At 72.1% G+C, this 25,926-nt stretch carries 23 protein-coding genes and 1 pseudogene; 13 read left to right on the top strand and 11 right to left on the bottom strand.

The features are described from left to right. Positions 1–179 precede the first annotated feature (179 nt). Positions 180–899, top strand: coding sequence for an AfsR/SARP family transcriptional regulator (locus ACETWP_RS15360; RefSeq protein WP_373973144.1), 720 nt, complete (start codon positions 180–182; stop codon positions 897–899). A gap of 39 nt (positions 900–938) precedes the next feature. Here the strand turns inward: ACETWP_RS15360 and ACETWP_RS15355 are convergent, their stop codons facing one another. Next, positions 939–2,189 (bottom strand): DUF445 domain-containing protein, encoded by a 1,251-nt coding sequence (locus tag ACETWP_RS15355; RefSeq protein WP_373973143.1) that lies wholly within the window; start codon positions 2,187–2,189, stop codon positions 939–941. 57 nt (positions 2,190–2,246) lie between these two features. Between ACETWP_RS15355 and ACETWP_RS15350 the strand changes: the two genes are divergently transcribed. Together ACETWP_RS15350 and ACETWP_RS15345 are read left to right on the top strand one after the other, a co-directional pair. Then, positions 2,247–3,095, top strand: coding sequence for a glycerophosphodiester phosphodiesterase (locus tag ACETWP_RS15350; RefSeq protein WP_373973142.1), 849 nt, complete (start codon positions 2,247–2,249; stop codon positions 3,093–3,095). A 10-nt stretch (positions 3,096–3,105) separates the two neighbouring features. Next, positions 3,106–3,819: an alanyl-tRNA editing protein gene (locus ACETWP_RS15345; RefSeq protein ID WP_373973141.1), complete on the top strand. Its 714-nt coding sequence runs from the start codon at positions 3,106–3,108 to the stop codon at positions 3,817–3,819. Here ACETWP_RS15345 and ACETWP_RS15340 read toward each other — a convergent pair. Together ACETWP_RS15340 and ACETWP_RS15335 are read right to left on the bottom strand one after the other, a co-directional pair. Beyond that, positions 3,816–5,174: a DUF2254 domain-containing protein gene (locus tag ACETWP_RS15340; RefSeq protein WP_373973140.1), complete on the bottom strand. Its 1,359-nt coding sequence runs from the start codon at positions 5,172–5,174 to the stop codon at positions 3,816–3,818. The two genes, ACETWP_RS15345 and ACETWP_RS15340, sit on opposite strands and share 4 nt — an antisense overlap. 26 nt (positions 5,175–5,200) lie before the next feature. Then, a complete protein-coding gene (locus ACETWP_RS15335) occupies positions 5,201–6,385 on the bottom strand; it encodes an AI-2E family transporter (RefSeq protein WP_373973139.1) in 1,185 nt (394 codons plus the stop codon). Between ACETWP_RS15335 and ACETWP_RS15330 the strand changes: the two are divergent. From ACETWP_RS15330 to ACETWP_RS15305, 6 genes and pseudogenes are all read left to right on the top strand, one after another. Next, a pseudogene (locus tag ACETWP_RS15330) lies at positions 6,318–6,887 on the top strand (AzlC family ABC transporter permease); the annotation flags it as partial. The gene ACETWP_RS15335 and the pseudogene ACETWP_RS15330 overlap by 68 nt on opposite strands. Beyond that, positions 6,884–7,189, top strand: coding sequence for an AzlD domain-containing protein (locus tag ACETWP_RS15325; RefSeq protein ID WP_373973138.1), 306 nt, complete (start codon positions 6,884–6,886; stop codon positions 7,187–7,189). The pseudogene ACETWP_RS15330 and the gene ACETWP_RS15325, both read left to right, overlap by 4 nt. Before the next feature lie 9 nt (positions 7,190–7,198). Then, the gene (locus ACETWP_RS15320; RefSeq protein WP_373973137.1) at positions 7,199–8,845 is read left to right on the top strand and encodes an ABC1 kinase family protein; all 1,647 of its coding nucleotides are present in this window, start codon (positions 7,199–7,201) and stop codon (positions 8,843–8,845) included. 179 nt (positions 8,846–9,024) lie between these two features. Further along, positions 9,025–10,716, top strand: a complete 1,692-nt coding sequence (locus ACETWP_RS15315; RefSeq protein ID WP_373973136.1) for an ABC transporter substrate-binding protein — start codon at positions 9,025–9,027, stop codon at positions 10,714–10,716. A 70-nt stretch (positions 10,717–10,786) separates the two neighbouring features. Beyond that, positions 10,787–11,791, top strand: a complete 1,005-nt coding sequence (locus ACETWP_RS15310; protein WP_373973135.1) for an ABC transporter permease — start codon at positions 10,787–10,789, stop codon at positions 11,789–11,791. After that, positions 11,788–12,756, top strand: coding sequence for an ABC transporter permease (locus ACETWP_RS15305; protein WP_373973134.1), 969 nt, complete (start codon positions 11,788–11,790; stop codon positions 12,754–12,756). The genes ACETWP_RS15310 and ACETWP_RS15305 overlap by 4 nt, the downstream gene beginning before the upstream one ends. An 8-nt stretch (positions 12,757–12,764) precedes the next feature. On the opposite strand, the gene ACETWP_RS15300 is transcribed toward ACETWP_RS15305, so the two are convergent. The 6 genes from ACETWP_RS15300 to ACETWP_RS15275 all read right to left on the bottom strand — a co-directional run bounded on the left by ACETWP_RS15300 (position 12,765) and on the right by ACETWP_RS15275 (position 20,172). Continuing rightward, positions 12,765–13,049, bottom strand: coding sequence for a hypothetical protein (locus ACETWP_RS15300; RefSeq protein WP_373973133.1), 285 nt, complete (start codon positions 13,047–13,049; stop codon positions 12,765–12,767). Next, complete coding sequence (locus ACETWP_RS15295) at positions 13,039–14,718, bottom strand: dipeptide ABC transporter ATP-binding protein (protein ID WP_373973191.1); 1,680 nt, start codon at positions 14,716–14,718, stop codon at positions 13,039–13,041. Before ACETWP_RS15295 ends, ACETWP_RS15300 begins: the two co-directional genes overlap by 11 nt. A gap of 176 nt (positions 14,719–14,894) precedes the next feature. Beyond that, positions 14,895–15,455: a P-loop nucleotide/nucleoside kinase family protein gene (locus ACETWP_RS15290; RefSeq protein WP_373973132.1), complete on the bottom strand. Its 561-nt coding sequence runs from the start codon at positions 15,453–15,455 to the stop codon at positions 14,895–14,897. Continuing rightward, complete coding sequence (locus ACETWP_RS15285; protein ID WP_373973131.1) at positions 15,448–16,593, bottom strand: acetate kinase; 1,146 nt, start codon at positions 16,591–16,593, stop codon at positions 15,448–15,450. The genes ACETWP_RS15290 and ACETWP_RS15285 overlap by 8 nt, the downstream gene beginning before the upstream one ends. After that, positions 16,594–18,666, bottom strand: a complete 2,073-nt coding sequence (gene pta / locus ACETWP_RS15280) for a phosphate acetyltransferase (protein WP_373973130.1) — start codon at positions 18,664–18,666, stop codon at positions 16,594–16,596. An 87-nt stretch (positions 18,667–18,753) separates the two neighbouring features. Then, on the bottom strand, positions 18,754–20,172 hold the full coding sequence (locus ACETWP_RS15275) for an amino acid permease (protein ID WP_373973129.1): 1,419 nt from the start codon (positions 20,170–20,172) through the stop codon (positions 18,754–18,756). A gap of 134 nt (positions 20,173–20,306) precedes the next feature. Here ACETWP_RS15275 and ACETWP_RS15270 point away from each other — a divergent pair, with 134 nt between their 5' ends. From ACETWP_RS15270 to ACETWP_RS15260, 3 genes are read left to right on the top strand one after another with little or no spacing between them, the layout of a single operon-like run. Continuing rightward, complete coding sequence (locus ACETWP_RS15270) at positions 20,307–20,618, top strand: thiamine-binding protein (protein WP_373973128.1); 312 nt, start codon at positions 20,307–20,309, stop codon at positions 20,616–20,618. 9 nt (positions 20,619–20,627) lie between these two features. Beyond that, positions 20,628–21,143: a GNAT family N-acetyltransferase gene (locus tag ACETWP_RS15265; RefSeq protein ID WP_373973127.1), complete on the top strand. Its 516-nt coding sequence runs from the start codon at positions 20,628–20,630 to the stop codon at positions 21,141–21,143. Further along, positions 21,136–21,984, top strand: coding sequence for a spermidine synthase (locus ACETWP_RS15260; protein WP_373973126.1), 849 nt, complete (start codon positions 21,136–21,138; stop codon positions 21,982–21,984). Before ACETWP_RS15265 ends, ACETWP_RS15260 begins: the two co-directional genes overlap by 8 nt. Here ACETWP_RS15260 and ACETWP_RS15255 read toward each other — a convergent pair. Beyond that, positions 21,981–22,943 (bottom strand): LysR family transcriptional regulator, encoded by a 963-nt coding sequence (locus ACETWP_RS15255; protein ID WP_373973125.1) that lies wholly within the window; start codon positions 22,941–22,943, stop codon positions 21,981–21,983. The genes ACETWP_RS15260 and ACETWP_RS15255 overlap by 4 nt on opposite strands. A gap of 144 nt (positions 22,944–23,087) precedes the next feature. Between ACETWP_RS15255 and ACETWP_RS15250 the strand changes: the two genes are divergently transcribed. Further along, entirely contained in the window at positions 23,088–24,479 is a 1,392-nt protein-coding gene (locus ACETWP_RS15250) for an MFS transporter (RefSeq protein ID WP_373973124.1), read from the top strand. On the opposite strand, the gene ACETWP_RS15245 is transcribed toward ACETWP_RS15250, so the two are convergent. Continuing rightward, a complete protein-coding gene (locus tag ACETWP_RS15245) occupies positions 24,454–25,899 on the bottom strand; it encodes an NCS2 family permease (RefSeq protein WP_373973123.1) in 1,446 nt (481 codons plus the stop codon). The two genes, ACETWP_RS15250 and ACETWP_RS15245, sit on opposite strands and share 26 nt — an antisense overlap. Positions 25,900–25,926 lie beyond the last annotated feature (27 nt).

Genomic DNA, 25,926 nt, shown 5'->3' with positions numbered 1-25,926 from the left:
TTATCCGTGCGTTATTACCCGCGTGTTGCGTCACGGCCTTCACAACTGTTGACTTTGGTCCGGTCCCTGCCAATGCTGGATGGTGAAGGATGAGCGGGAAATTTCTACCTCCACGGGCGCCTGGGGAGCGCGCGCCGGACGGCTGGCAGGACGACGCTGGATATCGCTTGGGGCATTGAATGATGAACACACAGTCTTGGGACGTCGAGATCGTCGGCACGTGGCGCCTGCTGCACCGCCGCAAACCCGTCAAGGTCACACTTCGGCAGCAGCGCCTGATCACGGCCCTCGCGCTGCGGGGACCACAGCCGCGGGCCCTCCTGGCCGGGCTCCTCTGGCCCAACAGCACGGAGAAGCAGGCCACGGGCAGCCTGCGGGAGACCATTTGGACCATCAACCACCAGCTGCCGGGGCTCCTTTCCGGCGGCCTGGTCCCCGGCGGCGGGATGCAGCCGATGGCCCTGTCCGCCGACGTCGTGGTGGACGCCGACGACATCCGCCGTCGCGCCCATGCCGCGGACGTCTCCCGGGGATCCCGCGAACGCGGCGAGCTGCTGGCGCTGCTGAGCGACGCCGAACTGTTGCCGGGCTGGTACGAGGACTGGGTGCTGGCGGAGCAGGACCGCTGGGAACGCATGCGGCTGACCGTCCTCGAACGGCTCTCCGCGGAATGCCTCGCGGCGGGGGAGATCGAGCGGGCCAAGGAGGCCGCCCTCCGCGCCGTCGACATCGACCCGTGGCGGGAGAACGCGCACCGGCTCCTGCTCGAGACCTACCGGGCCGAGGGCGACCAGGCCAAGATGATCCGCGTGTACGAGGACTTCTCCGAGCGGCTCAAGGCCGAGTTCGGCGTGAGCCCGTCGCCACGGATCGCGAACGTCGTCGGGGGCCTGCTGTAGCGGGCGCGGGGCCGGGGACGACGCGCGCGGTGCCGCCGCTCACGCGAGGAGCGCGCTCGCCGTCGTGTAGATCGCCAGGCCGGCCAGCGCGCCGACGACGGTGCCGTTGATCCGGATGAACTGGAGGTCGCGGCCGACCTGCAGCTCGATCTTCCGGCTGGTCTCCTCACCGTCCCACAACGCGACGGTCTCTTGGATCACGCCCGCGATCTGCCCGCGGTAGGTGCGCACCAGGTAGGTCGCCGCGCCGGCGATCCAGGCGTCCACCTTGCCGGCGAGGCGCTCGTCCGTGCTGAGCCGGCGACCGAAGTCCGCCACGGCCCGCACGAACGACCGCCGCAGCTCGGACTCCGGGTTCTCCACGGCGTCCACCAGCGCGGCCTTCACGCTGGACCAGCCGGTGGCCGCCAGTTCGCGCAGCTGCGGATCGCCGAGGACGGAGTGCTTGAGTCGCTCGACCTTCTGGATGGTGTCGGGGTCGCGCTGCATGTCGGCCGCGAACGCCGCGAGCCAGGCGTCCACGCTGCGGCGCACCGCGTGGTCCGGATCGGCGCGCACGGCCGCGATGAACTTCCCCAGCTCCCGGTGCACCCGGTCGCCCACGAGGTGGTCGAGCATGCCGGGGAGCCACGAGGGCGAGCGGTCGGACACCAGCCCGACGACGGTCTCGCGGTTCGCGGCGACCCACGCGCCGGCGCGGTCGGCCACGAGATCCACCAGCTGCCGGTGGTGTCCGTCGCGGACCACCGTCTCCAGGATCCGTCCCAGCGTGGAGGACCACTGCGGGGCGAGCATGTGCTGGCGCGCGAGCGACTCGACGAGCCGCAGGACGTCCTCGTCGTCGAGGACGTCGAGCAGTCCGCGGATCGCGGTCGCTCCCTCCCGGGCGACGCGTTCCGCGCCCGCCGGCCGCGCCAGCCACGCGCCGGCGGCCGCGGCGAACCGCAGGTTGCCCACCTTCTCGGTCACGACGGCGTCGGAGAGGAAGTTCTCCTGGACGAACCCGCCGAGGCTCTCGCCGATCTGGTCCTTCTTGCGGGCGATGATGGCGGTGTGCGGGATCCGGAGGCCCAGCGGGTGCCGGAACAGGGCGGTGACGGCGAACCAGTCGGCCAGCGCGCCCACCATGCCGCCCTCCGCCGCGGCGCGCACGTACTCGAGCCACGGGTAGCGGTCCTGCAGCGCGAAGGCGACCGAGAACACCGCGGCCATGGCCACGAGCAGCCCGGTGGCCACGCGCTTCATGCGGCGCAGCGCCGCGGCCCGCTCTTCGTCGGTCGTGATGCCCATCCGGTGTCCTCCCTCGCGCGGCGCGCCCCCGACGGTCCACGATAGTAGTTTTGGGGCATGCATACCGTCTACGCGCACCGCGGATCCAGCCTGGCCTTCGCCGAGAACACCCGGGCGGCCTTCCTGCAGGCCGTCGCCGAGGGCGCGGACGGCATCGAATGCGACGTGCACCTGACGCGCGACCTGGAGGTCGTGTGCCTCCACGACGACACGGTGGACCGGACCTCCACCGGAACCGGCGACGTCGCGGAACTCACGCTCCGGCAGTTGCGCGCGCTGGACGTGTCCTCCTGGAAGGGGGCGCGGATTCCGGAGCGGTTCGGCGCCCGCTCGCAGCAGTTGGTGACGCTGGCGGAACTCGTCGGGCTGATGCTGGAGTCCGGCCGGGACCTGGGACTGGCGATCGAGCTCAAGCACCCCAGCCCGTTCGGCCGCGATCTCGAGCGGCGTGTCCTGGAGGAACTGCGGGGGCTCGGATGGGACCCCGCGACCTCGCGGCTCGGGACGCTGACGGTCTCCCTCATGAGCTTCGACCCCGGCAGCATCGACCACCTGTCGCGCGAGGTCCCGGTCCACGCCTTGTGCCAGCTGGTGACCGGCGTCGACGAGGACCTCCTCGACGAGTTCGGCCCCGTCGGAGGGGCGCTGGCCACGTACATCGTGCGGCGTGCGCTGGAGGGCGGCGTGAGCCAGCTGGAGGCCGGGCGCGCCGGGCTGGCGGGGCCGGGCATCGCGTGGGTGCGGCAGAACGCGGAGACGGCGCGGCGCTGGCTGGCGGCGGGGATCCGCCTGCGCGTGTGGACCGTGGATGAGGACGACGACATCGACTTCCTGGCCGACCTCGGGGTGTCGGAGTTCACCAGCAACCGGCCCGCCCACGTGAAGGAGCGCCTCGCGCGTCGCTAGACTCGCTGGGATGAGCCACCAAGACCACCGGTATTTCGCGGACACGTACCTCTTCGAGACCGCCGCCGAGGTCCTCGCCGCCGGGACCGGAGCCGACGGGACGCCGTGGATCGCCGTGAGCCCGAACATCTTCCATCCCCGCGGCGGCGGCCAGCCGTCGGACGAGGGCCGGGTCGACGGCGTCGCCGTCGCGCCGGAGCGGCGGGAGGGCGGGCTCGTCGCGCTGGTCGCGGAGCCCGGCGCGGAGAGCGCGCGCGTCGGCTCGAGGGTCGTCACCGCCGTCGAGCCCGCGACGCGGCTCCTGCACGCCGCGCTCCACACCGCGGGGCACCTGCTCGGATTCGCCGGCGAGGAGCGGGGCTGGACGCACACCGGGCACAGCCACTACCCCGGCCAGGCCCGCCTCGACTTCGACCCGGCCGGGCTGCGCGGGGAACTCGCGACGCCGGAGCTGCGCGAGGCCGTCAGGGCCCAGCTGCAGGAGCGGGTCGACGGTCTCGTCGCCGCCGGCGGCGCCGTGACGAGCCGCACCGATGCCGAAGGCGTGCGCACGGTGACGATCGAGGGCGTGAACGCGGAACCCTGCGGCGGGACGCACGTCGGCGATCTCTCGCTGCTGCGCGACGTGCGCGTCCTGGAGGTCAAGATCAAGCGAGGGGCCCTCAAGGTGCGCTACGACGCGGCCCACGCGGAGTTTGCCGGTCACGAGGACCCTGCCGGCTAGGCGGAGCCTGCGCCCGGGCCGCGCAACGCGTCCCCCACGGCGCCGCCCAGCGCCTCGAGGCGGCCGCGCTCGGCGCTTCCGTACGCGGCGGCGGCCATGGCCTCGCGGGTCCGCGCCAGCTGGTCCCGCAGGGCCGCCGTGTGCGAGCCGGAGCGGTCGCACCAGGCGACCTCGCGCAGCAGCTCCAGGATCCGGGCGGCGACGTCCGGGTCGTCGATCCCGTACTGCCGGGCCTGCGCGACGCCGAGATCCAGCAGTTCCGCGAAGCCGGGCCGGGACACGACGACGCGCACGCCGCCTCCCCCGTCGTCGTCGGCCACCAGCAGCGGGCCGACCCGGCGCTCCGCGAGCCGGCACAGCAGATCCGAGACGTGGCCCAGCGCGTGGACGGCGGTCGTCGGGTCGTTGATGCCGGGGGAGAGCGCCTTGGCGGCGACGTCCGCGAGCTGGCGCAGCCCGAATCCGACGTCTTCGGCGGCCGTCCGCTCCGGGCCGGTGCCGATGGCCGCGTTGACCGCGCGCCGCAACCGCTCTGCGTCGTCCGCCGCGAGCGCCAGCCGGCCGTCCGCCGGCCAGAACGTGGCGAAGGGCGTGCCGCGGACCAGCGACGACCCGGGGCCGCGGTCGACCGCGACGACGGCGCCGGCCTCGCGGGCCGCCGAGCGGATCGCGCTGGTGTCGACGGAGGTGAGGAAGCCGGATTTCTCCGCCTCGATGGTGTCCGTGCCGGCCGGCGGCCGCGACGGGACCGGCCCGGGCCCGGACGCGGCGTCCTCGGGGTAGGCGTGCCGCATCACGGAATTCGTCTCCGCGTGGACGCGCATCATCATGGTCTCCACGCGGATCTCCCGGGTCAGGTGGGCCAGGAAGAGCACCAGCGCGAGGACGCTCGCGACCGCCAGGACGAACGCGAACGTCACCGAGATCTCGGGGACGAAGGCCTGCCCGGCCTCCGGTGCGGTGCGCACCGTGCGCAGGACCGTCAGCGCGTAGGAGAAGGTGGCCAGGAACAGGGCCAGCGTCACGTGGACGAAGCGGTCGCCCGTGAAGGTGCGCAGCAGGCGCGGGGAGAACTGGCTGCTCGCCAGCTGCAGCGTCACGACGGTCAGGGAGAACGTCAGGGAGGTGACGGTGATGAGGGACCCGGCGATCGACTCGAGGACCGAGCGGGCCGCCTCCGGCCCGCCGCCGAAGAGGTAGCGGGAGACGGAGTCCGCCGTCCGGCCGTCGAGGGCCGCGTCGAGCTGCGGCAACGCCACGCCCAGGGCGATCGCGGCCACGACGGCCAGCGTCGGAACCGGCCACAGCTCCGACCGCAGGGCCTGGCGGGTCCGGGTGAACACGTTGCGCCGCATCGGGCCTCCCTCGTCTGGGGAGTAGCCTAGCCGTCCGCGCCCGCGGCCGACGCGCGCGCACCGAAGCGGTCGCCGATCCAGATCTTCGCGATCGCCCAGGCGACGGCGGTGAGCGGCACCGACAGGATGGCGCCGATGATCCCGGCCAGGACGGTGCCGGCCGTCAGCGCGAGCAGGATGACCAGCGGGTGGACGCTCAGGGTCTTGCCCATCACCACGGGCTGGAGCAGGTTGCCCTCCAGCTGGTTGACCAGCACGACGACGGCGGCGACGATGAGCGCCACGACCGGCCCGTTGGCGACGAGAGCGACGACCGCCGCCAGGACGCCCGCCGCCGTGGCGCCGATCAGCGGGATGAACGCGCCGACGAACACGACGACGGCGAGCGGCGCGGCCAGCGGGACCTGGAGGACGAAGAGCGCGGCGCCGATCAGCACGGCGTCGACGAGCGCGACGATCGCGGTGCCGCGGACGTACCCACCGAGCACGTCGATGCCCGCCATCCCGGCAAGGCGCATCTTGGCGCGCTGCCGGCCGCGGAAGGGGATGAGGCAGAACGCCCAGATCCGGTGCCCGTCCTTGAGCAGGAAGAAGAGGACCACCGCCATGAGGATGAAGCCGGTGAGCAGCTCGGTGGCGACGAACAGGCTGTCGGTCGCCCGCCCGCCGGCGGCGCTGCTGGTGGCGAAGTCCCGCGCGGCGGTCCCGAGGTTCTCGAGCGATGCCTCGTCGACGGGCAGCGGGCCGTCCTGCAGCACCGCCGCGAGTTCGTCGAACCGCCGGCTGGCGCGCTCGGCCAGCGTGGACCATTCGCTGCGGATGGTGAGCACGACGCCCGCCACGACGCCGGCGAAGACCGCGATGAGCGCCAGGAACGTGCCGGTGGTCGCCGGCGTTTCCCGCCACCCGCGGTGCCGCAACCAGCGCACCAGCGGGGTGGTGGCCGCGGCCAGGATCAGCGCCAGCAACACCGGGATGACCACGAGCGTGACCTTGAGCAGCCCGTAGACCAGCACCGCCGCGAGGACCAGCAGCAGCAGGATCTGGCGCGCGCGCTCGCCGGCCCAACTCAGGCTGTCGGTCCAGTGGACCTGGCCCTTGCGCTCCTGTGCCGCGTGGTGCTCGCGGCGCCGCGCCTCGTCGGGGGTCGTCGCGGGCGGAGGCGCGGGCTCGGCGGCCTTCGGCGCCGCCACGCTGCTGGGGGTGCGCAACGCGGTCTACGGGATGCAGCTCAACGCGCTGCTCCGGCCCGCCGGGTGGCGCCGGCCCGTCGCCGCGCAGCTCACCATCGACGAGTCCGCCGCCACGGCCTCCGGCCAGCTGGACCCGGACGAACAGCGCCGGGGGTTCTGGGTCGCCGGCATCGGCGTCTTCGCGATGTGGAACCTCTTCACGGTCGCCGGCGCGCTCCTGGGCGACGCGCTCGGAGACCCGCGGGCGTGGGGTCTGGACGGGGCCGCCGTCGCCGCCTTCCTCGCGCTGCTCTGGCCGCGGTTGCGCGCCCGCGAGCCGGTGGCGATCGCCGTCGTCTGCGCCGTGGTGACCGTGCTCGCCGTGCCCGTGGCCCCTCCCGGGGTGCCGATCCTCGTCGCCGCCCTCGTGGCCGGTCTCTGGGGCTGGTTCGGGCGCGGGCGCGCGGACGAGGGGCTGGAGCCCGACGTCGACCCGTACCCCCGGCGCCACGCCCCGGCCGCGGGGGAGGGCGGGGGATGAGCCTCTGGGGATGGGTTCTGCTCGCCTGCGCGGCCGCCTACGCGACGAAGCTGCTCGGCTACCTCGTGCCCGGCCGCGTGCTGGACCACCCGCGGGTGACGCGGACGGCAGGCACGCTGACCATCGGGCTGCTGGCGTCGCTGACGGCGGTCAACGCGTTCGCCGCCGGCCAGTCGCTCGCGGTGGACGCGCGGCTGGCGGCCCTGCTCGCGGCCGCAGCCGCGCTGGCGCTCCGCGCGCCGTTCCTCGTCGTCGTCCTGGCCGGGGCCGCGGCCGCGGCGCTGGCGCGGCTCGTTGTGTAGGGTGGCGGCATGAGTGCGCGGCGGGACCGCTTCCTGGACATCGTGCAGACGCTGACGCGGCACGGTCTGGGTTTCGCGCTGGCCTACCTGCAGCTGGAGCACCACGTGCCGCGGAACCCGCTGGCCCGCCACCCCGCGCCGCCGGACGGGGACTCCTCCCTGCCGGAGCGGGTGCGGCTGGCCCTGGAGGACCTCGGCGCCGTCTACGTCAAGCTCGGCCAGATCGTCTCCACGCGCCCGGACCTCCTGCCGCCCGCCTACGCCGCGGAGCTGGCGAAGCTGCAGGACGCGTCGACGCCCGTGGCCGTCGAGGACCTCCGGGCGGTGGTCCGCGACGAGCTGGGCGCCGCGGCAGGGCCGCTGCTGGAGTCCATGGCCGAGTCCCCGCTGGCGACCGGCTCCATCGGCCAGGCGCACCTCGCCCGGCTTGGCGGCGTCGACGTCGTGGTGAAGGTCCGGCGCCCCGGCGTCGTGGAACAGATCAACCTGGACCTGGAGGTCCTGGCGGAACTGGCCAAGCGGGCCGAGCGGGCCTCGACGGCCGTCGCGGCCTTCGGCGTCGCGTCGCTGGTCGAGGAGTTCTCCGACACCCTGCGCGCCGAGCTCGACTACCTGCGGGAGGCCCGCAACGCCGAGCGTTTCGCGGAGAACTTCGCCGACGTGCCCGGCATCCACGTGCCGCGGGTCCTCTGGGAGGCCACCACGTCACGCGTCCTCGTGCTCGAGCGGATCCGCGGCATCAAGATCAACGACGCCGCGGCGCTGCGCGCCGCCGGGATGGACACCGACGAGCTCGCGTCCCGTGCCTGCGAGGCCCTGCTGAAGATGGTCTTCGAGGACGGGTTCTTCCACGCCGACCCGCATCCGGGGAACTTCTTCGTCGAGGCGGGCGGGAGCCTGGGCGTGATCGACTTCGGCATGGTCGGCCACATCGACGAGGAGTTCCGCGCCCAGCTCGTCCGGGCGCTCGTGGCGGTGGTGGAGCGCGACGAGCGCCGGCTCGCTGCGTCGCTGGCGCGGATGTGCGGGGCGTCGGCGTCCGCGGACCTCGAGGAGCTGGAGCGGTCGCTGGGCCGGATGCTGGCGCGCTACGTCGGCAGGCCGCTCTCCGAGGTCCCCCTGGCCCCCGCGATCCTGGAGGTGGTGGGGCTGCTGCGCCGCGACCGGCTGCGGCTGCCGCGGGACGCGGCCCTGCTGGCGAAGATGCTGGTCATGGCCGACGGCCTGGGGAAGCAGGTGAACCCGGAGTTCGAGCTGACGGAGGCCCTCGCGCCGTTCACCCGCCGGCTCGTCCGCGAGTCCTACTCGCCCGCGGCGATCGCGGAGCGGCTCAAGCGGCTGACCCTGGAGGGCCTGCGGCTGGGGTCCGACGCCCCCGACCTGATCCGCCGGCTCAGCGACGTGCTCGAGCGCGGAGGGTTCGACGTGCACCTGCGGGCGGCGGAGCTGGACCGGCTGATGGACCGGGTGGAACGGACGGGGAACCGCATCGTCGTCGGCGTCGTCACGGCCGCGCTCATCACCGCCGTCGGCGAGCTCGTGGGGGCCCAGCCGCGGCGGTGGCGGCACTGGCCGCAAGCGCTGTTCCGCGCCGGGGTCGGCGGGGTCGGCGCGCTCGGCGGATACCTCGCCTGGACCGCGCGCCGCGCCCGGTAGCGCCCGCCGGGAGGGGCGGCCGTGACCGAATCGTGACACGAACGGGGTGTGACGTGCCCGTGGATGCGTGAAACACACGCTGCATGAGACTAGGCTCACACATGCACCAGCCTTCCGTCCTCGGGAGCGTGGCGACTGAGACGGCCGCCGGTGCCACCACTCGACCCACAGGAGAAGCCATGACCCACAATGGCAAGCCGAAGCGGACGGCACCCCGCCGCTTTGCGGCCATCACCACCGCGTTCGCGATCGGCGCGCTGGTCCTCAGCGGCTGCGCCGAGAGCCAGCGCGACGACGCCGGCGCCAGCGCGGGCGCGGACGGCGACGTGAACCCGACCTTCATCTTCGCCGCGTCCTCCGACCCGAAGTCCCTGGATCCCGCGTACGCCTCCGACGGCGAGTCGTTCCGCGTCAGCCGCCAGATCTTCGAGGGCCTCGTGGGCACCGAGTCCGGCACCGCGGACCCCGCGCCGCTGCTGGCCGAGTCCTGGACGAACTCCGAGGACGGCCTGACCTACGACTTCAAGCTCAAGGAGGGCGTGAAGTTCCACGACGGGACGGAATTCAACGCCGAGGCCGTCTGCTTCAACTTCGACCGCTGGTACAACTTCAAGGGCATCCAGCAGGCCGAGACCGTGGCCTACTACTACGGGAACCTGTTCAAGGGCTTCGCGGACGCGCCGGAGAACGCGGTCTACGAGTCCTGCGAGGCCGTGTCTCCGACGGAGGCCCAGATCAAGCTGGCCAAGCCGTTCGCCGGCTTCGTCGCCGCGCTGTCCCTGCCGGCCTTCGCGATGCAGTCCCCCGAGGCGCTGGAGAAGTTCAAGGCCGACGAGATCAGCGGCTCCGCCGAGGCCCCCGTGCTCTCCGAGTACGCCACCGGCAACCCCGTGGGCACCGGACCGTTCAAGTTCGACAAGTGGGAGACCGGCCAGCAGGTCGAGCTGTCCTACAACGAGGACTACTGGGGCGAGAAGGGCCAGATCGACAAGATCATCTTCCGCGTGATCGACGACCCGGTGGCCCGCCGCCAGTCGCTCGAGGCCGGCGAGATCGACGGCTACGACCTGGTCGCGCCCGCGGACACCACCGCACTGACCGACGCCGGCTACAAGATCATGGCCCGCGATCCGTTCACCATCCTGTACCTGGGCCTGAACCAGGCCGTGGAGGAGCTCCAGGACGTCAAGGTCCGCCAGGCCATCTCCCACGCGATCGACAAGGACGCGCTCATCAAGCAGACCCTCCCCGAGGGCACGAAGAAGGCCATCGAGTTCATCCCGGACTCGGTCAACGGCTACAACCCGGACGTCGCGACCTACGACTACGACCCCGAGAAGGCCAAGGAGCTGTTGGCCGAGGCCGGCTACGCCGACGGATTCACGATCCAGTTCAACTACCCGACCGGCATCTCGCGCCCCTACATGCCGACGCCGGAGCAGATCTTCACCAACATCTCCGCCCAGCTCGCCGAGGTCGGCATCAAGGTCGACCCGCAGCCGAACAAGTGGAGCCCGGACTACCTGGACCGGATCCAGGGGAGCGAGGACCACGGACTGCACCTGCTCGGCTGGACCGGCGACTACAACGACACCGACAACTTCGTCGGCGTCTTCTTCGGCGGCGAGAAGCTCGAGTACGGCTTCGACAACCCGGAGCTGTTCAAGAAGATCGCCGACGCCCGCGGCGTCCCGGTCCTCGAGGAGCAGACCCCGCTGTACGAGGAGATCAACGCGGACATCGCCGAGTTCGTGCCGGCGATCCCGCTGGCCCACCCGGCCCCGTCCCTGGCGTTCAACGAGCGGGTCGATTCCTACCCGACCAGCCCGGTGAACGACGAGGTCTTCAACGAGATCACGCTGAACAAGTAGGAAACCGAGGGGTGCGGCGGCGGGTGGGGACCCGCCGCCGCGCCCTTTCCACCACCGACGAGAGGCCGCTGTGCTCAGAGTCATCGGTCGGCGAATATCGCTGCTGATCCCCACCCTCATCGGGTTGTCCATCCTGCTGTTCCTCTGGGTGCGCAACCTCCCCGGCGGTCCGGCGACCGCCCTGCTCGGCGACAAGGCCACCCCCGAGGCGGTGGCGCGGGTCAACGCCGCGTACGGCTTCGACAGGCCGCTGGTCGAGCAGTACTTCCAGTACATGGGCAAGCTCCTCAGCGGCGACTTCGGCGTCAGCCTGCAGACGGGGCGCTCCGTGCTGGAGGAGTTCGGCACGCGCTTCCCGGCCACCGTCGAGCTCGCCGTCATCGCCCTGGTCTTCGCGATCGGCGTCGGCATCCCGATGGGCTACTGGGCGGCACGGAACCTCGGGCGCTGGCAGGACCACTCCTCGGTGGTGCTCTCGCTGCTCGGGATCGTCGTCCCGGTCTTCTTCCTGGCGTTCATCCTCAAGTGGCTCTTCGCCATCCAGCTCCCGTGGTTCCCCACCGACGGCCGGCAGAGCGCGAGGATCGACGCCACCCACATCACGGACTTCTACGTCCTCGACGGGCTGCTCACCCGCGAGTGGGACGCGGCGTGGGACGCCTTCATGCACCTCGTCCTGCCCGGCATCGCGCTGGGCACCATCCCGTTGGCGATCATCGTGCGCATCACGCGCGCCTCCGTGTTGGAGGTCATGAACGCCGACTACGTGCGCACGGCGCGGGCCAAGGGGCTGACCGAGAAGATCATCCGCAACCGGTTCATCCTGCGCAACGCCATGCTGCCCGTGACCACCACGATCGGCCTGCAGCTGGGGCTGCTGATCTCCGGGGCGGTGCTCACCGAGACGGTGTTCGCCTTCAACGGCATCGGGAGGTTCCTGCGGGACGCCATCTTCACGCTGGACTATCCCGTCCTCCAGGGCTTCATCATCTTCATCGCGATCCTCTATTCGCTGATCAACCTGCTGGTGGACGTGTCCTACGGCTTCATCGACCCGAGGGTGCGTGTGCAATGAGCATGACTCTTCCCCCCGCCCCCGGCGGATCCGACCTGACCCCCGCGGGCGACGGCCCCGCCGTCCCCACGCCCGCCGACGGGCCCGCGGCCAAGGGCACCAGCGTCTGGCGCGACGCCTTCACGCGGCTGCGCCGCAACCCCGCCGCCGTCGCGGGTGCCGTGATCGTCCTGCTGTTCATCGTCGTGGCCGTGCTGGCGCCGTTCCTGGCCCCATACGGCGGCGACGACCTCCCCGGGCGCACGGAGATCACCCCGACCCACATCCCCGGACCGGGCGAGCTGCCCGAGTATCCGCTGGGGCTGGACCGCTTCGGCGGCGACGTGCTCTCAAAGCTGATCTGGGGCGCCCAGGCCTCGCTCACGATCGGCGTCGTGTCCACGGCCATGGGGCTCGTCGGCGGCATGGTGCTCGGACTGCTGGCCGGCGGTATCGGCGGCTGGGTCGACAACGTGATCATGCGCTTCGTCGACATCCTGCTCTCCGTGCCGAACCTGCTGCTGGCCGTGTCCATCGCCGCGCTGCTGGGGCAGGGGACCTACGCCGTGATGATCGCCATCGGCGTCTCGGCGGTGCCGATCTTCGCCCGGCTGCTGCGTTCCTCGATGCTGCAGCAGAAGGGCGCCGACTACATCCTGGCAGCGCAGACCCTCGGGCTGAGCCGGCGGACCATCACCATGAGCCACCTGCTGCCGAACTCCGTGGGACCGGTCATCGTGCAGGCCACGCTGACCCTCGCCACCGCCGTCATCGACGCCGCGGCGCTGTCCTTCCTGGGACTCGGCGGCGGCCTGCCGCAGACCGCGGAGTGGGGACGCATGCTCACCTACGCGCAGGCCGAGCTGGGGATCGCGCCGCAGCTGGCCTTCCTGCCTGGCATCTGCATCGCCATCACCGCGCTGGGCTTCACCCTCCTGGGCGAGTCGCTGCGCGAGGCGCTGGACCCCAAGTCCCGCCAGCGGTAGCGGCCCGCCTAGCGGCCGCGGCGGCCGCGGCGGGCGCGGGCGCGCGCGGCGAGGGCCGCGAACGCCCCGACGAAGCAGAGCTCGAGCAGCGCCAGCGCGGCGAGTCCCCACCACGCCCGGGCCTGCACCGCCAGGACGGCGCCGAGCACCAGCAGGACCGTGGCCATGGCCAGCAGGAACGCCGCGGTGCCGAACGCCACGCGCGCGCTGCGCACGCCGGTTCGGAAGCCGAAGCCCTCGGGCTCCGGGGGTTCGGCGTCGTCCGCGGGGGCGGGGCCCCGGTTAGGCGGCATCCGGATCGATGTCGAGCTCGTTGCCCGGGATGGAGGCCAGCAGCCGCCGGGTGTACGGGTGGCGGGGGTTGGTGAAGATCTCCTCCGAGCTCGCCGCCTCCACCAGCTCGCCGTCCTTCATGACGCAGACGTAGTCGGAGATCAGGCGCACCACCGCCAGGTCGTGGGAGATGAAGAGGTAGCTCAGCCCCAGCTCGGCCTGCAGGTCCCCGAGGAGCTTGAGGATCTGGGCCTGGACCAGCACGTCGAGGGCCGACACCGGCTCGTCGCAGACGATCAGCTCCGGCTTTAGCGCCAGGGCGCGGGCAATCGCCACGCGCTGGCGCTGCCCCCCGGAGAGCTCGGCCGGGTAGCGGCGGAGCATCGAGTGCGGCAGGGACACCTGGTCCATCAGTTCGCGCACCCGCGCGGCCCGCTCCCTGCCGTTGCCGCGGTGGTAGGTGGCCAGCGGCTCCTCGACGATCCGGCCGATCGTGAACATCGGATTCAGCGAGGAATACGGGTCCTGGAAGACGGGCTGCACGCGCTGCCGGAAGTCCCTCAGCTGCGTCTTGGACAGCGTGGCCACGTCCATGCCGTCGAAGGTCATGGTGCCGCTTGTCGGCTCGATCAGCTTGAGCAGCATCCGCGCGGTGGTGGTCTTGCCGGACCCGGATTCCCCGACGATCGCGACCGTGGAGCCGCGCGGGATGTCCAGGGTGACGTCCTTGACGGCGTAGAAGTCCTCCTTGGAGCCGCGCCGCCTGTAGACCTTGTTGAGGTCGCGGATCTCGACGATGTTGCCCGCGTCGCGGTCGGTCGCCCCGGACACGCGGAGCGTCTCGGGCTTTCGGGCCACGACGACGGCGCCCGACCCGGGGTCCCCCTCGGGGACGGCCGGTTCCGCGTCGGCCGCGGGACCGGAATAGGCCTCGGGCCGCAGCCGCACCGCCGCGACGGACGGGGCCGCCCGGACCAGGGACCGCGTGTACGGGTGCTGCGGGTCCTCGAGCAGCCGGCGGGCCGGCCCGGCCTCGACGACCCGGCCGCGGTGCATCACCACGAGGTCCGACGCGCGCTCGGCGGCGAGCCCGAGGTCGTGCGTGATGAGCAGGACGGACGTGCCCAGTTCCTCGGTCATCCGGTCGATCTGGTCCAGGATCGTCTGCTGCACGGTCACGTCCAGCGCGGACGTGGGCTCGTCGGCGATGAGCAGGCGCGGGCGGCACGCCATGCCGATGGCGATCAGCGCGCGCTGGCGCATGCCGCCCGAGAACTCGTGGGGGTACTGCTTGGCGCGCTCCTTCGCATCGGGGAGGCCGGCGGCCTCCAGCGTCTCGATGACCTTGCGGTCCACGTCCTTGCCCGTGGCCATGCCGTGCACCAGCAGCGTCTCGGCGACCTGTTGGCCGATCTTCGTGACCGGGTTCAGGTTGGACATGGGATCCTGCGGCACCAGCCCGATCTGCCGCCCGCGGATCGCGCGCATCCTGTTCTCCGGCAGGCCCACCAGCTCCTGGCCGTCGAACTTGATGCTGCCGCCGGCGACCCGGCCGTTGCCCGGGAGCAGGCCGATCACGGCCATCGCCGTCGTGGACTTGCCGGACCCGGACTCGCCGACGATGGCCAGGGTGCGGCCCGCCATCAGCCGCAGCGACGCGCTCTCCACGGCCTGCACCTCGCCGTGCATCGTGCGGAAGCTGACGGCGAGGTCCGTCACCTCCAGCAGGGGCGACGGCGTCCCGTCGTCGGAGGCGGGGAAGGCGTGCTCCCGGGGGGTGATGTCCAGCGGGGCGGAGTCGGTCTCGGTCATGGGAACCATCCTGCCTTAAAGTCGGGCCGAAGTGAGTGCGGTCACAGGGGGCGTCACACCGCGGCGTCGGCGCCGTCCATCGCGTCCTGGGCGAGGGCGGCCAGTTCCTCGGGCGTGTGGTGCAGGGAGTCCAGGACGACGCGCGGGTCCCGCCAGATCGCCAGCTGGCGGCGCCGGCGGTTCAGCGAGTCCCACGTCGGGGCCCCGATGATCGGGTCCTCGGCGCGCCGGCGCTTCTGCAGCCGCATCCGGTGGGTGGTGGGGTCCGAGCACACGACCTCGAACCAGGACAGCCGCGCCCCGGTCCTCGCCGCCAGGCGGATCCACTGCCCCCGCGCCTCCGCGGTGTCGTTCACGGCGTCGATGACGACGCCGAGGCCATGGCGTAGCTGTGCCTCCGCCAGCACCTCGGCGGCCAGGTACGCGGCCAGGCCCGTGGGCTGGCGCCGCTCGATCCCGGCGCCCACCATCGCCGCCTCCAGCGGGTCGACGCCGATCACCGTCAGCCCCAGCCGCGCCGCCAGCGCCCCGGCGGCGGCGGACTTGCCCGCGCCGGGCAGCCCGCAGAACACGACCAGCCGCGGCGCCGGGCGCCCGGGCGCCGGCTCAGCCATCGGCGCGCCCCGCCAGCTCGGCGGTGGCCCGGGCGATCTCGGCCTCCTCGTCCGTGGGGACCACGAGGACGGGGATCGCGGAGTCGGGGGCGGAGATGATCCGGGGCTCCCGGGAGCGCGCGAGGTTGGCCATCGGGTCCAGCGCGACGCCCAGGGCGCCGAGCCCCTCGGCGACGCGCAGCCGGAACTGCCACGAGTTCTCGCCGATGCCCGCGGTGAAGACGATCGCCTGCGCCCCGCCGACGGCGACGTGGTACCCGCCGATGTACTTCTGCAGCCGGTACGCCGCGACCGCGAGGGCCAGCTCGGCGGCGTCGTCCCCGGCGGCGGCCGCCTCGACGACCGCGCGCATGTCGTTGGTTCCGGCCAGGCCCTTGAGCCCGGAGTCCTGGTTGAGGATGCGGTCCAGGTCCTCCGCGGTGTATTCGCCGCGCATGATCAGCTGCGTGATGATCGAGGGGTCCAGGTCCCCGGAGCGCGTGCCCATGACCAGGCCCTCCAGCGGCGTGTAGCCCATGGACGTGTCCACGCTGCGGCCGCCGCGAACGGCGGTCACCGACGCCCCGTTGCCCAGGTGCGCGACGACGGCGCGGAACCGCTCGCGCTCGATCCCCAGCAGCCCGGCCGCGCGGCCCGTGACGAAGTCGTGGCTGGTGCCGTGGAAGCCGTAGCGGCGGACCCCCTGCTCCTTGTAGAGGGCGTCGGGGACCGCATAGCGCCAGGCGTGTTCGGGGATCGTGCGGTGGAAGGCGGTGTCGAACACCGCCACCTGCGGCGTCTTCGGCCAGCGGCCCTGGATGGCCCGGATCCCCGCCACCGCCGCCGGGTTGTGCAGCGGTGCGAGCGGTGAGAGCCGCTCGATCGCCCGCGTGATCTCGAAGTCGATCAGCACCGGCTCCGCGAACCGCTCGCCGCCGTGGACCACGCGGTGACCGACCGCGTCGATCCCGCGGCCGCCCAGCTCCTCCTCGAGGTCCGCGAAGACGCGGTCGATGGCCTCCTGGTGGTCCGCCGGGTGGCCGCCGGCGGTGTCGCCGATCCGCTCGACCAGGCCGCTGGTGAGCTCCTCGCCGCCCGCGGTGTCGCGGACCTGGTACTTCAGCGAGGAGGAACCGGAGTTGATGACAAGGACGAGCACTTATGCCTCCTGGGCCTGGATCGCGGTGATGGCGACGGTGTTGACGATGTCCTCGACGGTGCATCCGCGGGAGAGGTCGTTGACCGCCCGGTTCAGTCCCTGCAGGACCGGCCCGACGGCCACCGCGCCGGCGGACTGCTGCACGGCCTTGTAGGTGTTGTTGCCCGTGTTGAGGTCGGGGAACACGAACACGGTGGCCTGGCCGGCGACGTCCGACCCCGGCAGCTTGGACGCGCCGATGGAGGCGTCCACCGCGGCGTCGTACTGGATGGGCCCCTCGACGGGGAGCTCCGGTGCGCGCCGGCGGACCAGCTCCGTGGCGGCCCGGACGTCGTCGACCGAGCCCCCGGAGCCGCTGGACCCGGTCGAGTAGGAGAGCATCGCCACGCGCGGCTCCACGCCGAACTGCCGGGCGGTCTCCGCCGACGCGATCGCGATGTCCGCGAGCTGCTCGGCGTCGGGCTCCGGGTTGACGGCGCAGTCCCCGTAGACCAGCACGCGGTCCTCCAGGAGCATGAGGAACACGGAGGAGACGATCCCGACCCCGGGCTTGGTCTTGATGAACTCCAGCGAGGGCCGGATGGTGTTGGCGGTGGTGTGCGCGGCGCCGGAGACCATGCCGTCCACGTGGCCCAGATGGACCATCATGGTGCCGAAGTAGGACCGGTCCAGCATCCTCTCGCGCGCGGCGTCCGCAGTGACCCCCTTGTGCGCCCGGAGCCGGGCGTACTCGGCGGCGAAGGGATCCAGCAGCTCGCTGCGCGCCGGGTCGATGACCTCGATGCCCGCGAGGTCGATGCCGTGGCCGGCCGCCAGGTCGCGGACGTCGGCGGCCTTGCCGAGCAGGACGACGTCGCAGATGTCGCGGCGCCGGATGATCTCCGCGGCGCGCAGGACGCGCAGGTCCTCGCCCTCGGGCAGGACGATCCGCTGGCGGTCGGCGCGCGCCCGCTCGATCAGCTGGTGCAGGAAGCGCAGCGGGGTCATGGTCGCCGGTGCGGGGAGGCTGATGCGCTCCAGCAGCTCGGCCTCGTCGATCTCGCGGTACCAGGTGCCGAGCGCCGCCGCCGTCTTGCGGGGCTGCCCCGCCTTCAGGGCGCCGCTGACCTCCCACACGCGGTGCGCCGCCGTGTAGGTGTCCTCCGGGACCGCGAACACCGGGAACGGGGCCTCGGCGAGCAGCGGCAGCACCGAGTCCTCGACCGGCCGCGGGCCGGTCAGCAGCATGCCGCAGGTCGACGGGAAACCGGGGGTGCGGGAGGTCGCGACGGCGGTGACCATGACGTCGGAGCGGTCCGCCGGCGTGATCACGAACGCGCCGTCCCGGTAGCGCTCCAGCAGGTAGCCGACGTTCATGGCCGCCACGATCACGTGCTGCACGTCGCGGTCCAGCTCGGGCAGGCCCGCGAGCATCCGGGCCCCGAGCGCCGACGTCACCTCGCCGACCGTCGGGCGGACGATCTCGGGGATCTCGGGCAGCACGTACACCTTGCGGTGATGCAGGCCGGGCCGCACCTGGGAGCGGATCAGCTCGGCGTCGTCCGGGTCGGCGCGGTTGACGATCATGGACAGGAGGGACACCTTCCCCTCGTAGAACGCCTTGCGCGCCACGTCGACCGCGTCCACCGCCTCGTCGACCGTCTTGTCCGCGGCGTTGACCACGGCGACCACGTGGCAGCCCAGGTTGTTGGCGAGGCGGGCGTTGAGGTCGAACTCCACGGCGAAGTCGTGGCCGGTGAGGTCGGTCCCCTCCACGATCACCACGTCCACGTCGCGCGCGATCTCGTCGTAGGCGGCCACCGACCGGCTGTAGATCTCCTCGACCCGCCCGCCGACGATCAGCTCGCGGGCCTCGGCGCGGGTCATCCCGGCGCGGGCGTGCCGCGCCGGGAGTCCGAAGAGCTCCTGGATCAGCGCGACGACGGGATCCCCGGCCGCGTCCTGGCCCTCGACGATGGGGCGGAAGAAGCCGATCCGGTCGGCGTGGCGGTGCAGCAGGTCCGCCAGCCCCAAGGTGACCAGCGACTTCCCGCTGTGCGAGGTTGACGCGCTGACGTACAGGCCGCGGGCCATGGTGCTCCTTTGCGACGGGGAACGAAGTGCTGGCACCATCGTGCCACGTCGCGGGGCTCCTCCCGGCGGGCCCCGCCTCCCGCGGGCCTACTCCCGGACGGCCAGCTCGATGCGCCGGCGCCCCTTCTCCCCGACGAGGAACCGGTACGCCACCAGCAGCAGCCCGATCCAGACCGCGCCGACCACCAGGGCCGTGCGCCCGGGTCCGGTGAATCCGAGGATCGCGACGACGACGGCCATGAACGCGAGCGCGGCGTAGGTCGGCGCGGGCCAGCCCGGCAGCGAGAAGGAGCCGGGCGCGGCGCCGGTGTCGAGCATCTCGCGGCGCATGCGGTGGTGGGACAGCAGGATCGACGTCCAGGTGAACACGGTCGCGAACGTCGCGATCGAGGCGACCACCAGGAACAGCTGGTCCGGGATCCACAGGTAGAGCCCCAGACCGGCGACCAGGCACGCGCCGATGATGCCGACGGGCCAGATCGGGATGCCGTTGCGGGAGACGTGCGTGAACGACGCCGGGGCGTGGCCCTGCTCCGCGAGCCCGTACATGGTGCGGGTCGCGGCGTAGAAGATGGAGTTCATCGCCGAGAGCGCCGCGGTCAGCACCACGGCGTTGATCAGGTGCTCGGCCCCGGGGATGCCCAGACCCGCGAAGACCTGCACGAACGGGCTGCCGTCGGAGCCGATCTCGTTCCACGGGAAAAGGCAGAGCATGACGCCCAGGGACAGCACGTAGAAGAGCAGGATGCGCACCGGCACCGTGTTCACGGCCTTCGGGATCGCCTCGTGCGGGTTGTCGGACTCGCCGGCGGTCATGCCGAGCGTCTCGATCCCGCCGAAGGAGAACACCACGATGCCCAGGCTCATCACGATGCCCCAGACGCCGAACGGCGCGAACCCGCCGTGGTCGAACAGGTTGTGGAAGCCCGGCTCGTACCCGCCGACGCTGACCCCGAAGACGATCAGGTACAGGCCGCCGGCGATCATCGCGACGATGGTGGCGATCTTGATCAGGGTGAACCAGAACTCCAGCTCGCCGAACACGCGCACGCGCAGCAGGTTCAGCCCCCCGATCAGCAGCATCGCCGCGAGCATCCAGATCCAGCCCGGCGCGTCCGGGTACCACATGCCCATGTACAGGCCCACGGCGACCATGTCCGCGATCGCGACGATGATCATCTCGAACGCGAACGTCCACCCGGTGAGGAACCCCGCGCGCGGCCCCAGGTAGCGGCTGGCGTACTGCGCGAAGGACCCCGCGACGGGGTGCCGCACGGCCATCTCGCCGAGGGCGCGCATGACGATGAACACGGCGACGCCGGCGAGGATGTACGCGAGCAGCACGGCCGGCCCGGCGGCCTGGATGGTCTCGGACGAGCCGTAGAACAGGCCGGTGCCGATGGCGGAGCCGAGTGCGATGAAGCGGATGTGCCGGACGGACAGGTTCCGCTCCAGCGCGGTCCGCGAGGCCGCCGGGACGCGGTGTTCGGTGGTGGTGGTGTTCATGGTCCTGCCTGGGTGTGGGCGTGGGGGAGGGGCCCCGCCGGGGTGCGGGAGGCCCCGTCAAGTTTTCCATACTTCGTGTCGGAGGACACAACGCGGGCCGTGACAAGCCCGCCGCCGGGTGGCAGGCTGGCGGGATGATCGTCGCCTTCTCCGTCGCCCCGAACTCCTCCTCCGACGACGGGTCGGTGCACGACGCCGTCGCCGCGGCCGTCCGCGTGGTCCGCGACTCCGGGCTGCCGAACCGCACGTCCTCGATGTTCACCGAGCTCGAGGGCGAGTGGGACGAGGTCATGGACGTCGTCAAGCGCGCCACCGAGGCCGTGGCCGCCCACGGGACGCGCGTCTCGCTGGTCCTCAAGGCGGACATCCGCCCCGGCCGCACGGGCGAGCTCGACGGCAAGGTGGAGCGGCTCGAGGGCGCCCTGCGCCGCGCGGAGGCCGACTAAACTTCTGGGGTGAGCACCCCCGAATCCCCGTACGCCGTCCGCCGCGCCGCCGCGGCGGACGTCCCCGCCGTCCTGGACATGAAGCTCGCCGCCTGGCGCGAGGCCTACGGCGACCTGCGGCCCGAGTCCTTCTTCCGGGCCGAGCGGGACCGCCGCGAGCAGCTGATCGACTGGTGGCACCGCGGGCTGGCCGCCGGCGCCGAGTTCTGGCTCGCCGAGGACCCCGCCGGGCGCGTGGTCGGATGCGCCGGCGCGACCCCGGGCCTGGACGAGGACTCGGACACGGGCGTCGGCGTCGAGCTGCAGATCCTGTACGTCCTCGCGGAGGCGTACGGCACCGGCCTGGGCCTGCGCCTCATGCGGGCCGCCATCGGCGACCTGCCGGCGCTTGTGTGGGTCCTGCGGGAGAACCCGCGGGCCCAGGCGTTCTACCGCAAACACGGCTTCGCCCCCGATGGGACGACCGAGGCCCTGGACGGGCCGTGGGAGGGGCTGACCGAGATCCGCATGGTCCGCCGTGGCTAGGGGCCGCCGCGCGCCGGCCGCCCCCGCGCCCGCCGGGGGCCCGGCGCCCGGCGACTATCCGATCGACACCGGCACGGCTACCCTCGAGCGGGACCCCTACAGCGACACCGGCTGGATCCTCAAGGTCAACGGCGTCCCGTCCTCGCATGTCGACCTCGCCGACCCGGGCCGCCTCGATTTCGAGTACATGCGCTGGATCGCCGCCCTGGTCAGGTCCCGCTTCGCCCCCGGCGCCTACGACGGCGGCGAACACGACGGCGCCGCCCGCCGCCTGCGCGCCCTGCACCTCGGGGGCGGCGCCTGTTCCCTGGCCCGCTGGGTCTGCGCGGCGTACCCGGACTCCCGGCAGGTCGTCGTCGAGCTGGACGGGAAGCTGGCCGGGCTGGTGCGCGGGTGGTTCGACCTGCCCCGGGCCCCGTTGCTGCGGCTGCGCGTGGGCGAGGCGGGGGAGGTGCTCGCGTCGCTGACGTCCGCGACCCGCGAGCTGATCGTCCGGGACGTCTTCGCGGGCGACAAGACGCCGGAGGACCTCACCACGGCGGCGTTCACCCGCGAGGCCGCCCGCGTGCTGTCCGACGGCGGGCTGTACGTCGTCAATTGCGGGGACGGCCCCCGGTTGGAGGGCGCCCGGCGGGAGGCCGCGACGATCGGCGCCGAGTTCGAGCACGTCGCGATCGTCGCGGACCCGGCGATGCTCAAGGGGCGGCGCTACGGCAACATGGTCATCGCCGGATCGAACGCGCCGATTCCGGCCGGGCCCGCGATGCTGCGCGAGCTTCTGGGTGGAGGCGTGCCGGCGCACCACTGGGACGACGCGGCGACGCGGGCGTTCGCGCGCTAGGGGGCCGCGTCCCGCGGGGCGTGCGGCGGGAACGGGCTCGGTCCCTCGCCGAGCAGGAAGTCCGCGGCCTCCTCCACGGCCCGCCGCAGCGCCTCGACCACGAGCGCCACCGCCGGCTGGCGCAGCGTCTCGTGCCGGGCCACGAGCCAATAGGCCAGGCGCTCGCCGAAGTCCGGGAGGATCCTCACGAGGTCCGGGTGCCGGGACGCCATGAAGCACGGCAGCAGGCCGATCCCGCCACCGGCGCGGGTGGCCTCCACGTGGACGAAGACGTTGGTGGAGCTGATCGAGTCCCGCATGCCCGGGAGCATCCTGCGCGGCGTGTCCAGGTCGTCGACCTGCAGCATGGAGTCGATGAAGTAGACCAGCGGGTTGCGCACGACCTCCTCCATGGTCGCCGGGGTGCCGTGTTCCGCGATCCATGCCCGGGAGGCGTACAGCCCCAGCCGGTAGTCGCCCAGCCTCAGGGCGCGCGCCCGGTGGACCTGCGGGCGGCCCACCACGACCTCCACGTCCAGCCCGGAGCGGATCTGCGAGGCGCGCCGGGTCGCGGCCACGATCTCCACGCGCAGCCCCGGGTGGGCGCGGCGGAGCCGGGCCACGGTGGGGGAGATGACATAGGCGCTGATGCCGTCCGTCGCGCTGATCCGCACCACGCCGGAGACTCCCGAGGCCCCGGCCGGCGCGGACACGACCGCGGCGAGCGCCCCGGCGACGGTCTCCGCGGCCTCGACGGCGCGCCCCCCGAGCTCGGTCAGTTCCCACCCGCCGGCCGTGCGGACCAGCACGCGGGCGCCGAGTGCGCCCTCCAGCGCCGCTATCCGCCGCGAGACGGTGGTGTGGTTCAGGTCCAGCTCCTCGGCCGCGGTCGAGAACCGGCCGGTCTGGGCGACGGCGCGGAGGATCAGCAGGTCGTCCGCGCGGGGGCCGGGTCTTCCGTCGCTGACCAGCGATGACATGAACGACCTTTCACTTTGGGTGGCGCGATGTGCATTTCTGCAGGTGGAGCGTGCAACGATCGGCCTTGTTCTGCGTTTTTCAATAGACCATACTCGGGGAAGCCTTCTGTGACCACTGTCACTCGCACCCCCCAAGGAGAATCCATGAGCGCCAGCAGCACAGCGCACGACCCCCAGAACCAGCAGTCCGGACTCAAGCGGATCGTCAGCGCCTCGATGGCCGGGACGGTCGTCGAGTGGTACGACTTCTTCCTCTTCGCCTCGGCCGCGGCCCTGGTGTTCGGCACGCAGTTCTTCCCGAAGACCGGGAACCCGCTCGACGGCGTGATCGCGGCGTTCCTGACCTACGCGGTCGGCTTCATTGCCCGCCCGCTGGGCGGCATCGTCTTCGGCCACCTCGGCGACAAGCTGGGACGCAAGTACACGCTGCAGCTCACCATCATCCTCATCGGCGTCGCGACCGTGCTCATGGGCTGCCTGCCGACGTTCGGCCAGATCGGCTATTGGGCCCCGGCGCTGCTGGTCCTGCTCCGCTTCGTCCAGGGTCTGGCCCTCGGCGGCGAATGGGGCGGGGCCGTCCTGCTGGTCGCCGAGCACTCCCCGAACGAGTCGCGCGGCTTCTGGTCCTCCTGGCCGCAGGCGGCCGTGCCGATCGGCAACCTGCTCGCCACCGTCGTGCTGCTGGTCATGTCCACCATCCTCAGCGACGAGGCGTTCCTGAGCTGGGGCTGGCGCGTGGCGTTCTGGCTGTCCGCCGTCGTCGTGGTCGTCGGCTACTTCATCCGCACCCGCATCTCCGAGGCCCCGATCTTCGAGGAGGCCAAGCGCGAGGTGGCGGAGACGAAGGCCGTGTCCTACGGGCTCGGCGAGGTCGTCCGCCGCTACCCCAAGGGCATCCTGACCGCCATGGGCCTGCGCGTCGCGGAGAACATCCTCTATTACATCGTGGTGAGCTTCTCGATCGTGTACCTGGGCAGCCTCGGCGTCGAAACGGCCTCCATCCTCGGCCTGCTGGCGATCGCCCACGTGGCGCACTTCATTTTCGTCCCGCTGGCCGGGCGCCTGACGGACGTCGTCGGCCGCCGTCCGGTCTACCTCACCGGCGCGGTCCTGGGCGCGACCTGGGGCTTCTTCGCCTTCCCGATGTTCGGGACCAAGGACAACGTCCTGATCGTCCTCGCGATCGTGATCGGGCTGGGCTTCCACGCCCTGATGTACGCGGGACAGCCGGCCATCATGGCGGAGATGTTCCCCACGCGCATGCGCTACTCGGGCGTGTCCCTGGGCTACCAGGTCACCTCGATCGTCGCGGGCTCGCTGGCCCCGATCATCGCGACCGCGATCCTGCGGGAGACCGGGAGCTACCTGGGCGTCAACCTGTACCTGCTGGGCGCGTCCCTCATCACGATTGTCGCCGCGCTGGCGATGCGCGAGACCAAGGGCATCAGCCTGCACGACATCGACGAGGAGGACCGCGTCCGCCGTCGCGTGTGGCCGTTCAGGCGCGGCGCTAGACGCCGGCCGCCTGCTCGATGACGCCGATGCTGAAGAACAGCAGGAACGCCGCCGCGACGGCCCACATCAGCGGGTGCACCTCGCGGGCACGCCCCTGGATGGCGCGGATGAAGACGTAGGCCACGAAGCCGGCGCCGATCCCGTTGGCGATCGAGTACGTGAACGGCATGAGCACGAAGGTCAGGAACGCCGGGAGCGCCAGGCCCCAGTCGTCCCAGTCGATCTTGGACACCTGGGAGACCATCATGAAGCCCACGACCACCAGCGCGGGGGCCACGGCCTCGAAGGGCACCAGGTAGATCAGCGGGGTCAGGAACATCGCCAGCAGGAACAGGACACCGGTGACGATGGAGGCGACGCCCGTGCGCGCGCCCTCGCCGATGCCGGCGCCGGACTCGACGTAGATCTGGTTCGAGGAGACGGAGGCCCCGCCGCCGGCGATGGCGCCGAGCGAGTCGACCAGCAGCACGCGGTCGACGTTGGGGATGTTCCCGTCCGCGTCCACGGTCCCCGCCTCGTTCGCCAGGCCCACCATGGTGCCCATCGCGTCGAAGAAGATGGACAGCAGGATCACGAAGGCCAGCAGCAGGGCGGCCGTGGTGCCCAGGTGGGCGAAGGCGCCGAAGACGTTGGCCTCGCCGATCAGGCTGAGGTCCAGCGGCTTCCAGTCCGGCATGGACGGGACCACGAGCGACCAGCCCTGCGGATTGGCCGTGCCGGTCGCCGCGTCGAAGCTCGGGCCGATCCTGAACACGGCCTCCAGCACGTTCGCGAGCACGGCCGAGGCCACGATGCCGATGAGGATGGCGCCCTTGACCTTGCGGACGACCAGCGCGATGGTCAGCAGCAGGCCGGCCAGGAACACGAGGCTCGGCCAGCCGACCAGCGCGCCGTCGAAGCCGAGCCCGACGGGGACGGTGGTGCCGGCGGCGTCCGGGATGCGGCGCACGAAGCCGGCGTTGACCAGGCCGATGAGCGCGATGAACATGCCGATGCCGACGACGATCGCCGTCTTGAGGCTCGGCGGAACGGCGTTGAACACGGCCGTCCGGAATCCGGTGAGGACCAGGACCAGCATCGTCACCCCGGAGAGGACCACCAGGCCCATCACGTCCGGCCAGGTCAGGCCCGGGTTGGTGGCAACGGTGATGGCCACGAAGGCGTTCACGCCCAGCCCGGTGGCCAGCGCGAACGGGTGCTTGGCCCACGCGCCCATGAGGATCGTCATGACCCCGGCGACCAGCGCGGTGACGGCGGCGACCCTGTCGATCCCGAGCTCGGCCCCCGTGGAGTCGGCCCCGGAGAGGATGAGCGGGTTGAGGACGACGATGTAGCTCATCGCGAAGAAGGTGGCGAAGCCGCCGCGGACCTCGCGGGAGAGGTTGGAACCGCGTTCCGTGATCTTAAAGTAACGGTCCACGGCGTTTCCCTGTTTTAGCATGGGAAAAGCCTATTCCGTCCCCGACCG

The organism is Arthrobacter halodurans, from assembly GCF_041877255.1.
In the GTDB taxonomy this organism is placed as follows: domain Bacteria; phylum Actinomycetota; class Actinomycetes; order Actinomycetales; family Micrococcaceae; genus Arthrobacter_N; species Arthrobacter_N halodurans.
Note: the sequence above shows the minus strand (reverse complement) of the source record. Positions and strands in the feature narration are given on the sequence as shown.

Coding starts and splice junctions, on each gene's coding strand:
- ACETWP_RS15360 (WP_373973144.1), top strand. CDS start 180: ATGATGAACACACAGTCTTGGGACGTCGAGATCGTCGGCACGTGGCGC.
- ACETWP_RS15355 (WP_373973143.1), bottom strand. CDS start 2,189: ATGGGCATCACGACCGACGAAGAGCGGGCCGCGGCGCTGCGCCGCATG.
- ACETWP_RS15350 (WP_373973142.1), top strand. CDS start 2,247: ATGCATACCGTCTACGCGCACCGCGGATCCAGCCTGGCCTTCGCCGAG.
- ACETWP_RS15345 (WP_373973141.1), top strand. CDS start 3,106: ATGAGCCACCAAGACCACCGGTATTTCGCGGACACGTACCTCTTCGAG.
- ACETWP_RS15340 (WP_373973140.1), bottom strand. CDS start 5,174: ATGCGGCGCAACGTGTTCACCCGGACCCGCCAGGCCCTGCGGTCGGAG.
- ACETWP_RS15325 (WP_373973138.1), top strand. CDS start 6,884: ATGAGCCTCTGGGGATGGGTTCTGCTCGCCTGCGCGGCCGCCTACGCG.
- ACETWP_RS15320 (WP_373973137.1), top strand. CDS start 7,199: ATGAGTGCGCGGCGGGACCGCTTCCTGGACATCGTGCAGACGCTGACG.
- ACETWP_RS15315 (WP_373973136.1), top strand. CDS start 9,025: ATGACCCACAATGGCAAGCCGAAGCGGACGGCACCCCGCCGCTTTGCG.
- ACETWP_RS15305 (WP_373973134.1), top strand. CDS start 11,788: ATGAGCATGACTCTTCCCCCCGCCCCCGGCGGATCCGACCTGACCCCC.
- ACETWP_RS15300 (WP_373973133.1), bottom strand. CDS start 13,049: ATGCCGCCTAACCGGGGCCCCGCCCCCGCGGACGACGCCGAACCCCCG.
- ACETWP_RS15295 (WP_373973191.1), bottom strand. CDS start 14,718: ATGCACGGCGAGGTGCAGGCCGTGGAGAGCGCGTCGCTGCGGCTGATG.
- ACETWP_RS15290 (WP_373973132.1), bottom strand. CDS start 15,455: ATGGCTGAGCCGGCGCCCGGGCGCCCGGCGCCGCGGCTGGTCGTGTTC.
- pta (WP_373973130.1), bottom strand. CDS start 18,666: ATGGCCCGCGGCCTGTACGTCAGCGCGTCAACCTCGCACAGCGGGAAG.
- ACETWP_RS15275 (WP_373973129.1), bottom strand. CDS start 20,172: ATGAACACCACCACCACCGAACACCGCGTCCCGGCGGCCTCGCGGACC.
- ACETWP_RS15270 (WP_373973128.1), top strand. CDS start 20,307: ATGATCGTCGCCTTCTCCGTCGCCCCGAACTCCTCCTCCGACGACGGG.
- ACETWP_RS15255 (WP_373973125.1), bottom strand. CDS start 22,943: ATGTCATCGCTGGTCAGCGACGGAAGACCCGGCCCCCGCGCGGACGAC.
- ACETWP_RS15250 (WP_373973124.1), top strand. CDS start 23,088: ATGAGCGCCAGCAGCACAGCGCACGACCCCCAGAACCAGCAGTCCGGA.
- ACETWP_RS15245 (WP_373973123.1), bottom strand. CDS start 25,899: ATGCTAAAACAGGGAAACGCCGTGGACCGTTACTTTAAGATCACGGAA.